General features: G+C 73.7%; 9 protein-coding genes. 6 read left to right on the forward strand and 3 right to left on the reverse strand.

Annotated elements, in window-relative coordinates:
* Window positions 1-294: 294 nt before the first annotated feature.
* On the reverse strand, window positions 295-1,386 hold the full coding sequence (locus ADL05_RS01065; RefSeq protein ID WP_231640550.1) for a hypothetical protein: 1,092 nt from the start codon (window positions 1,384-1,386) through the stop codon (window positions 295-297).
* 448 nt (window positions 1,387-1,834) lie between these two features.
* Between ADL05_RS01065 and ADL05_RS01070 the strand changes: the two genes are divergently transcribed.
* Window positions 1,835-3,850 carry an acyltransferase family protein gene (locus ADL05_RS01070; protein ID WP_082376007.1) on the forward strand — a complete coding sequence of 672 codons (2,016 nt, stop codon included), beginning with the start codon at window positions 1,835-1,837 and terminating at the stop codon, window positions 3,848-3,850.
* 252 nt (window positions 3,851-4,102) lie between these two features.
* Entirely contained in the window at window positions 4,103-5,890 is a 1,788-nt protein-coding gene (locus ADL05_RS01075; RefSeq protein WP_053614913.1) for a tetratricopeptide repeat protein, read from the forward strand.
* A gap of 115 nt (window positions 5,891-6,005) precedes the next feature.
* Here the strand turns inward: ADL05_RS01075 and ADL05_RS01080 are convergent, their stop codons facing one another.
* Window positions 6,006-6,464, reverse strand: coding sequence for a YkvA family protein (locus ADL05_RS01080; protein WP_053614914.1), 459 nt, complete (start codon window positions 6,462-6,464; stop codon window positions 6,006-6,008).
* Between the two features lie 191 nt (window positions 6,465-6,655).
* Complete coding sequence (locus ADL05_RS01085) at window positions 6,656-8,167, reverse strand: MFS transporter (protein WP_053614915.1); 1,512 nt, start codon at window positions 8,165-8,167, stop codon at window positions 6,656-6,658.
* 86 nt (window positions 8,168-8,253) lie between these two features.
* Here ADL05_RS01085 and ADL05_RS01090 point away from each other — a divergent pair, with 86 nt between their 5' ends.
* The 4 genes from ADL05_RS01090 (at window position 8,254) to ADL05_RS01110 (ending at window position 12,797) form a co-directional block, all read left to right on the forward strand.
* Window positions 8,254-8,655 carry a MarR family winged helix-turn-helix transcriptional regulator gene (locus ADL05_RS01090; protein WP_053614916.1) on the forward strand — a complete coding sequence of 134 codons (402 nt, stop codon included), beginning with the start codon at window positions 8,254-8,256 and terminating at the stop codon, window positions 8,653-8,655.
* Window positions 8,656-9,365: 710 nt separating this feature from the next.
* On the forward strand, window positions 9,366-10,550 hold the full coding sequence (locus ADL05_RS01100; RefSeq protein WP_231640551.1) for a hypothetical protein: 1,185 nt from the start codon (window positions 9,366-9,368) through the stop codon (window positions 10,548-10,550).
* Window positions 10,551-10,616: 66 nt separating this feature from the next.
* On the forward strand, window positions 10,617-11,387 hold the full coding sequence (gene cpaB, locus ADL05_RS01105; protein WP_053614918.1) for a Flp pilus assembly protein CpaB: 771 nt from the start codon (window positions 10,617-10,619) through the stop codon (window positions 11,385-11,387).
* A gap of 3 nt (window positions 11,388-11,390) precedes the next feature.
* On the forward strand, window positions 11,391-12,797 hold the full coding sequence (locus tag ADL05_RS01110; protein ID WP_053614919.1) for an AAA family ATPase: 1,407 nt from the start codon (window positions 11,391-11,393) through the stop codon (window positions 12,795-12,797).
* Window positions 12,798-12,833: the final 36 nt, after the last annotated feature.

A 12,833-nucleotide genomic window follows, 5' to 3' on the forward strand; every position in this document is an offset into this window, starting at 1 on the left:
GCCGTCCGTGCCGGTTCTCCCGCGGCTGCGCGCGCCCGCGGGCCCGGCCGGTCACACCCTCCCACGAGGGCGCGCGCCATCAGGCCCGCACGTCCGATCCCGGCCTCCCATGGCGGTGACACCCGTGGAACGCGGATCCCGCTGGGTCCCGCTCTCGGCCGGCACGCGGCCGCGGGCGCGCCGCCCCGCCCCGGTGCGGGGCGACCGCCAGGTCAGCCCTCACCGCCCTCACGGCCGGCCGGGATCAGTCGGCCCGACCGAAGACCCCAGCGGGCTGGGCGATCCACGACAGGGTCAGGGATCGGTTCCGGGCGGCGGCTCATCGGCGAGTTCGGGGACGACCTCGCGGATGCGGCGGGCGACCTCGTCGAAGCCGCCCCGCTCCAGGACGTCGATCTGGGCCCGCGCGAACTCCAGCCGACCGGCCCCCTCCCCGACCGAGTCGATCAGGCCGCGGATGATCGCGACCTGCACGTCCCGTTCGGCCGCGTCGTGGCCCGGCGTCTCGGCGGGCCACCAGTAACTCTCGAAGCCCTCGCCGTCGACGTCGTTTCCGGGGGCGGGGCCGTCCAACCCCGCGAGGTCGTCCAGCGGGTCCACGTCGTCCAGATCGTCCAGGTCCTCAAGGTCGTCCAGACCCTCCAGACCCTCCGTCCCGTCCGGGTCCCGCACCACCAGCCGGTCCCCGACACCGCGCGGGTCCCGCACCGCTCCACCCACGCCGCCCTCCGACGGGGACGCGTCCCGACCCGTCCCGGCCGTCCGCGGTGCCGCTCCGAACCGCTCGGCCTCGATCGCCCGGACCGCGTCCCGCACCTCGCGGTCCTTGCGCAGTCCCGCCAGCGAACGCAGCCGCTCGGCGTCCTCCTCCGGCAGCCGCAGCTCCACGTCCTCGGCCCACACCACGATCCCGGCGCCCGTGACCGCCGTCTCCACGGCCAGCCGGGCCGCCAGGTCGTACTCGGCCACCCCGTGGTCGCCCGGTTCGGTGCCACGGACCAGCTCGGCGGCCCTGGTCACCACCGCGTGCACGGCCGGGGCCACGGGGTTGCGCAGGCTCAGGTCCACATGACCGTTCCAGCGCCAGTGCACGACTCCCGCGAAGACCAGGTCGTAGTCCTCCACGGCGCTGGGCAGCGCCACCGGCCGGATCCGCCGGCCGGCACCGGCCGGGACGGCGGAGCGCTCGCCCCGCCCGGAAGGCTCGGACCCAGACTCGGGCTCGCCCTCCGCGGCACGCACGCCGGAAACCCCGGTCCGCGCTCTGACCTGGGCGTGGGCCCTCGCACGCAGCACGACGGCGGCCACGGCCAGCAGCACGAGCGGGGCCCACAGGAGCGTCCACCGACCGATGACCGGGTACAGGGCCAGGGGTACGAGTACCACCACGGCACCTGCGGCCACGAGTCGTGTCCTGGCGGCGGGAGGGACGGGGGTGAAGGGAGTGACGGGGGCCTCCTCTCGCGGCACGGCCGGCGGGGACCGGGCACAGCGGGTGACCGGACACGGTGGAGGGGGTCGCGCACACGGCCGTGCGGGGAACACGGCGCTGCCGACCGGGATGTGTCCGTACCGACAGTGTGCCCGAGTTCCCGAGTGCGTGCGCCATGAACCGCCCAGTCCGCGCCGGGCCGCCGGGGCCCGATTCGACGGGAAGGCGAACTCCCGGACAAGGGAACGTGACGGGCGGCATCAGAATGGGCGAACTCCGGTCGCCGAGTCGCCTTGGTTGTCGCCGTCGGTCGCCCGAACATAACAGGATCAGTTCATCGCTTCCGTGGCCGACTCCCCCGCGGCCCGTCCTCGACGCCGAATCCGCTCCGGAGCCCACCGCATGCTTGCCGCCCCAGCCAGGACCGAACGCCGGTTCCGTCCCGAAGTCCAGGGACTGCGCGCCGTCGCCGTCCTCATCGTGCTCGTCTACCACCTGAATCCGGCGCTCCTGCCGGGCGGCTACGTCGGCGTCGACGTGTTCTTCGTGATCTCGGGCTTCCTCATCACTTCGCTGCTCCACCGCGAGGTCACCGCCCACGGCCGCGTCTCGATCAGCGGCTTCTACGTGCGCCGGGTCCGTCGCCTGCTGCCCGCCTCCACCGTGGTGCTGGTGGTCACCGGCGCCGCGGCGTTCGCCGTCCTGCCCGGGTCGCGCCTGACCGACACCGCCTGGCAACTGGTGTCCTCGGCCCTCTACGTCGAGAACCTGTACCTGGCGCGGCAGGCGGTTGACTACCTGGCCGCCGAGGTGCCGCCCAGCCCGGTCCAGCACTTCTGGTCGCTGTCGGTCGAGGAGCAGTTCTACCTGGTGTGGCCGCTCCTCTTCGTCGTGTGGGCGTTCACCTGGCGGTGGCGGCGGAGCACAGGGGCGCTGACGGCCATCCTGGGGACGGTGTTCACGGCGTCGCTGGTCTGCTCGGTCCTGCTGACCGGCGGCGGTGACGCCGGCGCCTACTTCCTGCCGACCACGCGGGCCTGGGAGCTGGCGGCCGGCGGCCTGCTCGCGGTCGCCATGGCCGATCGCGAGCTACCCGAGCGGCTTCGCCGGCCGCTGGGTTACGCGGGTCCGGTCGCGATCCTGGCCGCCGCGGTGCTCTACGACGACGGCACGGCCTTCCCCGGGTGGGCGGCCCTGTTGCCCGTCCTGGGCGCCGTCGCCGTGATCGCCGCGGGCGAGGTTCCGGCCTCAGCGCCGCTGCGCTCGGCCCCGGCCCGCTGGGTGGGCGACGTCTCCTACTCGCTGTACCTGTGGCACTGGCCGGTCATCATCCTGTTGTTGGCCGTGACGGGGCAGGAGCAGTTGAGCGCCGTGTGGATCGTGGCGGCGGCCGCGGCGTCCCTGCTCCTGGCGTGGGCGACGAAGGTCTGGGTGGAGGACCCGGTCCGCGACCGCAGGCTGGTGCCCAACGCCCGCCACGCGGCCTTCGTGGTCGCGGCGAGCGTGCTGGCGGCCTCGGCGGTGGGCGGGGCCTCCCTGCTGCGCGTGGAGCGGGAGGCGACGGTGGCCTTCGACCCGGCCGTGCACACGGGGCCCGCGGCCCTGGACCTCGCGTCGGCGCCCGAACCCGCCGCCCTGTACCCGCCCCCGGTCACGGCCGAGGACGACATCCCGGTCCTGTACGGCGACGGGTGCCACGCCTCGCACGAGGACAGCGATCCCGCCGACCCCTGCGTGTACGGCCCCGAGGACGCCGAAAGGACCGTCGCCCTGCTGGGCGACTCGCACAGCGCGCAGTGGTTCCCCGCGCTCGAACGGCTGGCGGAGGAACGGGACTGGCGCCTGGCGGTGTTCACGAAGTCCTCGTGCGCGTTCACGGACACACTGATCCGGCGTCCCGACGGCGGCGCGTACACCGAGTGCCGACAGTGGAACCGCGCGGTCGTGGACGAACTGGGCGAGTTGCGCCCCGACCTCGTCGTGACGAGTTCGTCGGTCATGAACGGCCCCGTGGAGAGCGTGTCGGCGGCGGAGGACCGCCGGGTGATCGCCGACGGCATGAGCCTGCTGTGGGCGGACGTGCTGGAGGTGAGCGACGGCCTGGTGGTGGTGCGCGACACCCCGCGCACCCGCGCCGACGTGACGGAGTGCCTGGAGATGCACGGCGAGGACCCGTCCGCGTGCGAGCTGCCCGAGGGCGAGGCCTTCCCCCGCGACGACCCCCAGGAGCAGGCCGCGGCGGACACCGGCGACGGTGTGACGCTGGTGGACCTGAGCGACCGGTTCTGCACCGACGGCACCTGCCCCGCGGCGATCGGCAACGTGGTCGTGTACCGCGACTCCCACCACATCACCAGCACCTACGTGGAGATGCTCACCGACGACCTCGCCGAGCACGTGGACGCCGCCCTGGCCTAGGTCGGCAGGGGGGCCGGTCGGGACCCGCCGCGCGACAACGGCGAAGCCCGCGCGGTACCGCAGCGGCCGCCCCGCACGTACGGGGCGGCCGTGCTCGGCGCCCATGCGGGGCCCGTGCGCGCGGCCGTGCACTGTGTCCGGTCGTGGTCGGTCGCGGCGGACACGCCCACCCCGGCGGTACGGGCCGTCCGGAACCTGGGAGGGTTCTGGTGCGTCAACCCCACGACGCGACACCCAGGCAGACGGAGAACCATGACCAAGGCACACGAGGGCACCGCCGATCCGCGGTTGGAGGCCGAGGGCGAGCTGAGCATGGCCCGGCTCGCGCTGGACGGCGGCGATCTGCGCCACGCCGCCGACCACGTGGCCACGGCCATCACCTTCGCCCCCGCCCTGCCCGAGATCCACGAGCTGCTGGCGTACCTGGCCCGCCATCCCCAGGGCGGCGCCGACCTGTTCCCCATGGACGAGCGGGTGTACCTGGGCACCGTCGTCTGCCGCGGCAACGTGCTGGCCTCGCTCGGCGACCGGTCCGAGGCGGTCCGGCTCCTGGTCTCGGCGCAGTGCCACAGCCCCGAGCACGCCTGGGCCGACGTGCCCTGGATGCACGACCCGGGCCTGGGCGCCGCGCTCTCCCCCGAGGCGGTGTGCGACGCGGTCGGCCGGCTCATCGGTGTGGTGGGCGATCCCGTGCCGGAGGCGGAGCGCGCGCCGTTCGCGCCGTTCCTGTCGCTGGTGCGCTCGGCCACCGCCGCGCACCCCGGCCACGCCCCGCTGATGTGGCGCGCGTCGATCCTCGTGCGCCGCCTCGGCGACACTGAGACGGCCGTCGATCTGGCGCTGCGGTCGACGCGCATCGAGCCGTCCGCGTTCGCCGCCGTCGCGCTGGGCACGGCCTACCGTGCCCAGGGCCGCTGGGAACAGGCCGAACAGGCGTGGCGGCAGGCGTTGGACTTCGAACCCGACAACCTCGCCGTCCACACCGACATGGCCGAGATGCTGGCCGAGGCCGGGCGCCCGGACGACGCGATCGCCTGGGTCGAGGCCGCCCTGCGCAAGGATCCCGACCACCCCAGCGCCTTCCCGACCGCGTGCATGCTGCGGTTCGGGCGGGACGGCGACCTCGCCCACCTGGTCGCTCTCTCCGACCACCTGCGCGCCCGTCCGGACAACGCGCACGCCGCCGGCGTCCTGGCCCGACTGGCCCACGACCTCCCGTGGGTCGGCAGGTACGTGGGACCGACCGAGGCCGTCGTCAACATGCTCCACCAGGGCCTGGAGTCCGCCGACGTCACCGGCACCCCCGCGCTCACCGTGGCCCTGTCCTCCCCCGAGCCGCCCAGCGCCCTGCTGGCCTTCGTCCGGGCCCTGCCCGGCTCCGACATCACCGTGGGGGACGTCCACCCGCCCGACCCGCGCTACACCGTCCCCGAGGTCTTCGGCGGCGACCGGCTGGAGCCCGTCCGCCGGCGCGTGTGGGTCTTCGACGGAACGGACCCCCGCCCCAACGTCGCCCCGCCGTCCGCCGCGGGCGCCGAGACCATGCGCGACCTGGCCCTGCGCACATGGCAGCACCCCGTTCACGCCTACGACGAGGGTGTCCGGCTCGCGGGCCTGGACCTGGCCGACCTGCTGGGGGTGCTCGTCCACCCGCCCGAGCCGCCGATGGACGAGCCCGGAGTCTGGCCGGACTGGATCCGCCTGGTGCAGATCTGGGCCTGCCTCGGGCTGACCCACTACGAGGCCGACCGCCCCTGGCCGGGTTCGATCCGGCGGCGCGCGCTGGTCGACCTGGCCTTCGGACCGGAGGACTGGGTCACCGAGGCGGCCCTGTTCGCCCTGATCGCGCTCGCGTGGACGCACCCCGACGACCGCGCCGACATCGCCGGCCTGGTCACCGACCGCTTTCACGCCGCGGTGGAGGCGGCCGGATCCCGTCCGGTCACGATCCTCGACTCGATCGCCCACCTGGTCCTGGCCACCCCTGGGGTGGCGGAGCAGGTGCGCTCCTTCGCGCGCGAGGTCCTCGCCGAGGAGTGACCGTCCAGGAGGGGCGGGCGTCGGGCGTCGGGGCCGACCGCCCCCGGGCTCATGGCGAGGGCCCCGGAACACGTGCGGGCCCCGCGCGGATCGCGCGGGGCCCCGGGTGGTCGGATCAGTGCCGCCGGCCCTCGGCGCCCGGGCGCTCGGCGCGGGCGTCGGCGGCCCCCGGTTCCTGGGCACGCCGGTCCGTCCCGCCGTCCTGCCCCGTGCCGGGCGGGTTGGCCCGCTGGAAGGCCTGCTGGGCCTGGGCGTCGCGCTCCCAGTGCAGGAACCGCTCGCTCTCGCCGAGCACCATCGTGGTCAGCCACACCGCGACGCCGACGTCGTCGGCCAGTCCCAGGAGCGGCACGAACAGCTCCGGGACGAAGTCGACCGGCGAGACGATGTAGACCGCCAGAGCGAGCATCCCCAGCAGCTTGCCCCCGCTGAGCTGCTGGTAGCGCCCGCGCAACCGGGCGCCGAGCATGCGCGGAACGGCACCCGCCCGCTGCCACACCGAGATGTGGCTGTCGGTGTTCTGTATGACCTGCCAGGCGGCCGCACCCGCCGCGGAACGGTTTTCCTTGCGCATCGTCGCTCTCCTCAGGGGGGTGACTTCTCAAGATATGACGCGAAGTCACTCTGATTCGTTCCCCCACGCCCTCCGATCAACCCCGTCGGAGGGCGTGACCCCCGCCGCGGGGCGTCCAGGTCCGGCGGGAACGGCCGGCACGGCAGGCGGTGGCGAACGGCGCGGGCGCGGGCGCCGTCACGCTCGTGTGCTCACACCCCCGCCTTCTCCGCCAGCCGGTCCGCGGCCTCGGCGTCGGCCGCCATCCGGGCGCCGGCCGACCGGCGGCCCCGCATCAGGAGCGGGTAGAGGGCGATCAGCACGCCGGTGAGGGCGACGGCCGTGACGAAGACCAGCGCGGGCCGGAACTGGACGAGCATCTCCTGGGCCCCGCCCGCGACGCCCTGGCCGGTGGCGTGGTCCACGGCGATGATCGCGGTGGTGACGGCGAGGACCAGCGCGCCGCCCACCTGGGCGGAGGTCTGGACCAGACCGGCCGCCAGGCCCTGTTCCGCGTCGTCGACGCCGGCGGTGGCCTGCACGTTGATCGCCGGGAAGGCGAGGGCGAAACCGGCTCCCAGCAGCAGGGCGGTGGGCAGCATCATGCCGAGGTAGGCGAACTCCGGCTCCACCCGCAGGAAGAGCAGGTAGCCCGTGGACAGGGCGATCAGCCCGGCGGCGATCAGCTTGGGGGTGCCGAAGCGGCCGATGAGCCGATCGGCGAAGGGCGCGCTGAGCACCACGAGGATGCCGGCGGGCAGCAGGGACAGGGCCATCTGGAGGGGTGTCTGCCCCAGCGCCTGCTGGAGGAACAGGGTGAGCAGGAACTGGAAGCTGATGAAGCTGCCCATCAGCGCGATGGCGCCGACGTTCGCCCGCACCAGGGTTCCGCTCCGCAGGATGCCCAGCCGGACCAGTGGGTGGCGGACACGGTTCTCCACCCACACGAACAGTGCCATGAGGGCGACGACTCCGGCGAAGGAGGCGATCGTCACGGGGTGCGCCCACCCGGTCTCGGGCGCGGTGACGACGGTGTAGACGAGCAGGAGCATCGTGGCCGTCAGCGTGGCCGCGCCGACGAGGTCGTAGCCGCCCCGCGCGTCGGGCCGGTCCCTGGGGATGAGGGCGAGCCCCGCGAGGAGGGCGATGAGGGCGAAGGGCGCGCCGAAGAAGAACGTCCAGCGCCAGCCGAGGGCCATCAGGAGGCCGCCGAAGAGCAGGCCCGAGGAGAAGCCGCTGGCGCCGAACACGGTGTAGACCGACATCGCCCGGTTGCGCTGGCGGCCCTCGGCGAACGTGGTCGTGAGGATGGACAGGCCGGTCGGCGCGGTGAAGGCGGCGGCCACGCCCTTGACGAAGCGGCTGGCGATGAGCAGCGTCCCGCTGTCGACCAGGCCGCCGACGAGGGAGGCGGCGGCGAAGACGCCGAGCGCGATGAGGAAGACCCGGCGGCGGCCGAGGAGGTCGGCGGTCCGCCCGCCGAGGAGCAGGAACCCGCCGAAACCGAGCACGTAGCCGCTGATCACCCACTGGAGGGCCGCGGTCGACAGGCCGAGTTCGGCACCGATGGAGGGAAGCGCGACGGCGACCATCGACACGTCGAGGCCGTCGAGGAACAGGGCGAGGGAGAGGACGATGAGCAGGCCCCAGAGGCGGGGGGACCAACGGGAACCGTCGACCTCCGGGCCACGCGAGGTCGCGGGTCGGTTCAGTGCTGAGGACATGCCGGGGACATTACATGCACGCGCATCTAATGTCCACGCATAAAATGACTAGGCATATGATGTCATCGCATGTTAAACTCCCGGGCATGTTCCAGATGGCGGACCCGGACCCTGACCTGGCCGAACAATGGCGACAGCTGATGTCCTGCTACCACGGCACCGCGTGCGCGCTGGAGCGTGAACTGAGCCAGCGGCACGGCCTGGGCCTCAGCGAGTTCGAGACGCTGGACCTGTTGATGAAGGCCCCCGACCACAGGCGGCTCGTCCACGAGCTGCTCACGTCCACGCACCTGACGCAGAGCGCCCTGTCCCGCACCGTGGCCCGCCTGGAGAAGCGCGGCCTGGTCACGCGTTCGATGTGCGAGAACGACCGCCGCTCGGTGACGGTGACGCCCACCGAGGAGGGGCGGCGCGTCCACGCCGAAGCCCTCCCCACCCACAGGGCCGTGCTCTCCGACCGCCTGGGGGCGCGCAGCACCCGGGCGTGACCCCGCGGGCGCCCTCCCCGCACTCACCGCCGGGGCCGGGCGGGCGCGCTCCCCGCGCGCCGGCTCCCCCGCGGCCGTGACGCGCACCACTCAGAGGACCTTCCCGTGTCGCGTGCGCCACAGTGAGCGCCACGACCGTGCGCCATGCGGCCCGCCTGTAGTCCCACGTGTCCCACACGGCACAGAAGTCACATCAGGCCACCGGAGCATCGCCCGCGCAGGTCGCACGGCCGCGCCGTCCCTTCGAGTTGTCCACAGATTTCCTTCGGCCCTGGTGACCCGGGTGGCGGACGGGCATCCTTAGGTGGGAACGACAACTGACGAACAAGGGACGGGGAGTGCCTATGCGTGCCGTCACCACACGAACAACCCGAGTACGCACACAACACCCCAACCCCGCCTTGTCCACCCCATGGCCACATGCGGCCAACGCGAGCGGACCCTCACCGTGGGTACGCGCACGAAGGCGTCGGCGCCGCACACCGGCTCCGCCAGCACCGCAGCGCCCCGCCGCTCCGCGCGATCCCGCGCGCCGGGCGTCCCGACCCCCGCCATCCGCACGAACACCCGCCAGGTCATGACAAACGCGAGCCCTCCCGCGCTCGGGCACACATTCGTTACGATGCGTCCGAGTGTCACATCACCCCGCGAGGTGCCGCTCCGGTCCACGGAACCCCTCCCCAGCGCGCAGAACCGATGGAGCTTGCCCAGTGTCCACAGCCCTACCGCGGTCGGCGTCGACCGTCGCCCTGTTGGCGGACATCCCCAGCACGGGCCACGTGGGCGAGGTCCGGGCGCGGCGGTTCACGATGCACGGCGACGGCATCGGCGAACGCAGCGCCGCGTTCGTCACCTTCGCCCAACAGGAGATCGACACGGGCCGCAAGGTGGTCGCGCTGTATCCGGCCTGGCGGGCGACCGACGCCGAGCGGGCGATCAACTTCGCCCGCGGTTCCCTGCGCACGGACCACATAGCCGGGATCGCCCTCGACCTCTCCCCGCTCGCCCTGTCCCTGGTCGCCGACCAGCTCGCCTATCTCGCCCCCTACCTCCAGCCCGGCATGGTCGCCGCCCTGTGCGGTGAGCTGCCCAAGCACCTGCTCGCCGGGGCCTGGCTGCGGACGGTCGCGGGGCTGTCCACCATTCCGACGACGCTGAAGCACCACGTGGGCTCACTGGCGCCCACGGTGTCCTTCCTCGCCTACTGCGCGCCGACCCAGCAGGTCCAGCGCATGCGGCCCGCCGACGTCGCCGCGACCCTGCCCTTCCGCCCGGTGCAGCCGGTCCAGCTGCTGTGCTCCACACCGGACCCGGCCCACACCGACGTCTTCGACGACCACCTGCCGCAGGCCGTCCAGCCCGTGGCGACCCGCACCCTGCCCGTCCAACCCCTGGGGCCCGTGTACTGGGGCACGCCCAAGTACGTCGAGTTCGTCGCCCTCAGCGCGCACCCCCAGGCCCTGGCCTACGCCGCCAGCTCCATCCGCGCCTCCGCCTGCTCCTGGTGCGGTGAGCCCATGTCCGCCAAGCCCTGCCCGTTCTGTGCGGCCAACTCCACCCGGACGGCCTCACGCCCGCCCACCCGACGTCCCGGACCCGGCACCCCTCAGGGCCCCCCGCGCAACGGGAGAGCCGTCGAAGGACCCCTGGGCGGCGGACACACCGCCGCCGCGCCAGCGTCCCCGAACGGACACCGGCCCGCACCGATGCCGGCACCGATCGCCGAACCGGTCGCCGACCCCCCGCGCGGGCCCCGGCCCGGAACCGGCCCCTCCCACGGGACCGCCGACGCCTCGCCGGCCCCGCCGCCCGCGACCCTCGCCCGACCGCTGGAGGGTCCCCCGCTCACCGGCCGCGCGCTCCGGCCCGAGATCCCCCGGACCTACTCCCGCTAGGGCCGCGCGCGGCGCCGCCTCCCGGACGCGCACGGCCCACGACGACACTGGAAACGGATACCCCACATGAACCCCCGTCAGCGACGCGGCGTCCTGCTCATGGTCGTGGCCGCCCTCGGTGCCGTCGCCGTGTTCGCGTCCGTGTTCACCTACCTCAGCGCCCAGCAGGACCGGTTGGGCTCCTTCGACACGGTCCTGCGCCTGGCCGAGGACGTGGACGCCTACCAGGCCGTCGACGCCGACTCCGTCGAGCGCGTGGAGGTGCCGAGCCAGTACTTCGACCCCGAGGTGTTCATCACCGACCTCAACGAGATCGACACCCCCGCCGACCAGCAGCTGGTCGCCTCCACCCACCTGGAGGAGGGTGTCTACCTGCAGCGCGGCATGGTGCAGCCCCAGCCCACGCTCGTCGACGGTGAGCGGGAGATCGCCATCATGGTGGACGCCGAGACGGGCGTGGCGGGCAAGGTCCGGCGCGGATCGGTCGTGGACATCTTCGGCACCTTCCAGCCCCGCGACCACGGTGAGGCCTGTGCCGTGCGCGTCATCACGGAGGTGGAGGTCCTGGACATCGGCGAGCTGCGCACACAGGAGGAGGAGGGCGGCGGCGTCTCCGGCGTGGTCCCGGTGACCTTCCGCCTGGAACCGGAGTCCGCGCTGCGGCTGGCCTACGCCGAGGAGTTCGCGACCAAGCTCCGACTGGCCCTGGTGAGCGCGGAGGGCGGAGGGGCGCCCGGTGACGCCGAGTTCTGCAGCGGCGACTTCGACGAGCTCTTCGACAGCGCCTCCGCCGGGACGGACCAGACCGACCAGCGGCCCGCGCCGCGAGAGGAGTAGACGTTGAACTTCCGAGTCCTGGCCGGTATGCCCAACTCCGAGACGGAGATGGTCCTGGCGGCGCGGTTCGAGGAGCTGGCCACCGCCGAGCTCGTGGCCACCCGGTCCACCACGTCGGCGCTGCTCGACGCGGCCGGGGAGTACCCGGAGATCGACGTGGTCCTCATCCACCAGGACCTGGGCCCGGCGCCGGTCTTCGACGCCATCCGCGACCTCTCCCACCGCCACCCGCAGCTCGCCATCCTGCTGGTCTCTCCCACGATGGACCCCGACACCTTCACCGGCGCCATGGAGTCCGGCGCCCGGGGGGTGCTCCCCGACGACTCCGGCATCGCCGAGCTGGAGACCCGGATCGGCAAGGCCGCCGAGTGGTCGCGCACCCTGCGCCGCCATCTGGAGTCGGCGTCCCTGGACGTGCCCGCCTCCGGTGTCCGGGGCCGGATCGTGGTTCTGAGCGGCGCCAAGGGCGGAGTGGGCACCACGACCTGCGCCGTGCACCTGGCCATGGCCGCCGCGGCCGCCGGCCGGGTGGTGTGCCTGGTCGACCTGGACCTGCAGACCGGCGACCTGCCCGCCTTCCTCAACCTGCGCCACCGCCGCTCCATCAGCGACCTGGCGGACGCCGGTGACGACATCAGCCCGGGGATGCTAGCCGAGACCCTGTACGTCGACGCGCGCGGACCGCACGTGCTGCTCGCCCCCGAGCACGGGGAGCGCGGCGAGGACGTCGACGCGCGCGCCACCCGCCGGGTCCTGGGCGCGCTGCGCTCCCGGTACGAGCTGGTCATCGTGGACTGCGGATCCATCATGAACGACGCCACCGCGATGGCCGTCGAGCTCGCCGACAGCACGGTCGTCACCGTCACCCCCGACGTCCCCGCGCTGCGCGGCGCCCAGCGGCTGATGGCCATGTGGGAACGCCTGCAGATCCGGTCCCACGAGGACGTTTTCTCACTGGTCACCCGGCACAGCCGCAAGAACGAGATCCAGCCGGACTTCCTCCAGCAGCTGCTGGGCACCAAGGTCCTGCGCACCCCGGTCCCGGCCGCCTATCGCGCCCTGGAGCCGGGCGAGAACAACGGCGACCCCTCCAAGGTCACCGACGAGGGGCTGCGCAAGGCCTTCGCGCGCCTGGCCTCCGAGCTGGACCTGCTCAACGCGCCCGCCCAGCCGGGCAGCGGGGGCAAGGGCGGTGCGGGTCCCACGCCGCCCGGCGGCCTGACGGCCCGCCTCGCCGCGCGCGCGGAGCCCCAGCCCTCCACCCGTGACGTCTCCGGTTTCCTCAACGGTTCCGGGGCGCCCGCCCGGATGCCGGACCACAGCGGGCCCATGCCGCCGATGGGCCGCCCCGGCCCGCCGATCCCCGGAGCCCCCGGCTCCGGTGGAGGCCCAGGTGGGTTCGGTGTGTGAGCGCCCGCCGGCCCGCGGGCCGCGACCACTCCGGCG

This window comes from Nocardiopsis sp. NRRL B-16309 (assembly GCF_001279585.1).
In the GTDB taxonomy this organism is placed as follows: domain Bacteria; phylum Actinomycetota; class Actinomycetes; order Streptosporangiales; family Streptosporangiaceae; genus Nocardiopsis.

Excerpts from the sequence above, each read along its gene's own strand:
- ADL05_RS01070 (WP_082376007.1), top strand. The coding sequence starts at position 1,835 with ATGCTTGCCGCCCCAGCCAGGACCGAACGCCGGTTCCGTCCCGAAGTC.
- ADL05_RS01075 (WP_053614913.1), top strand. The coding sequence starts at position 4,103 with ATGACCAAGGCACACGAGGGCACCGCCGATCCGCGGTTGGAGGCCGAG.
- ADL05_RS01080 (WP_053614914.1), bottom strand. The coding sequence starts at position 6,464 with ATGCGCAAGGAAAACCGTTCCGCGGCGGGTGCGGCCGCCTGGCAGGTC.
- ADL05_RS01085 (WP_053614915.1), bottom strand. The coding sequence starts at position 8,167 with ATGTCCTCAGCACTGAACCGACCCGCGACCTCGCGTGGCCCGGAGGTC.
- ADL05_RS01090 (WP_053614916.1), top strand. The coding sequence starts at position 8,254 with ATGTTCCAGATGGCGGACCCGGACCCTGACCTGGCCGAACAATGGCGA.
- cpaB (WP_053614918.1), top strand. The coding sequence starts at position 10,617 with ATGAACCCCCGTCAGCGACGCGGCGTCCTGCTCATGGTCGTGGCCGCC.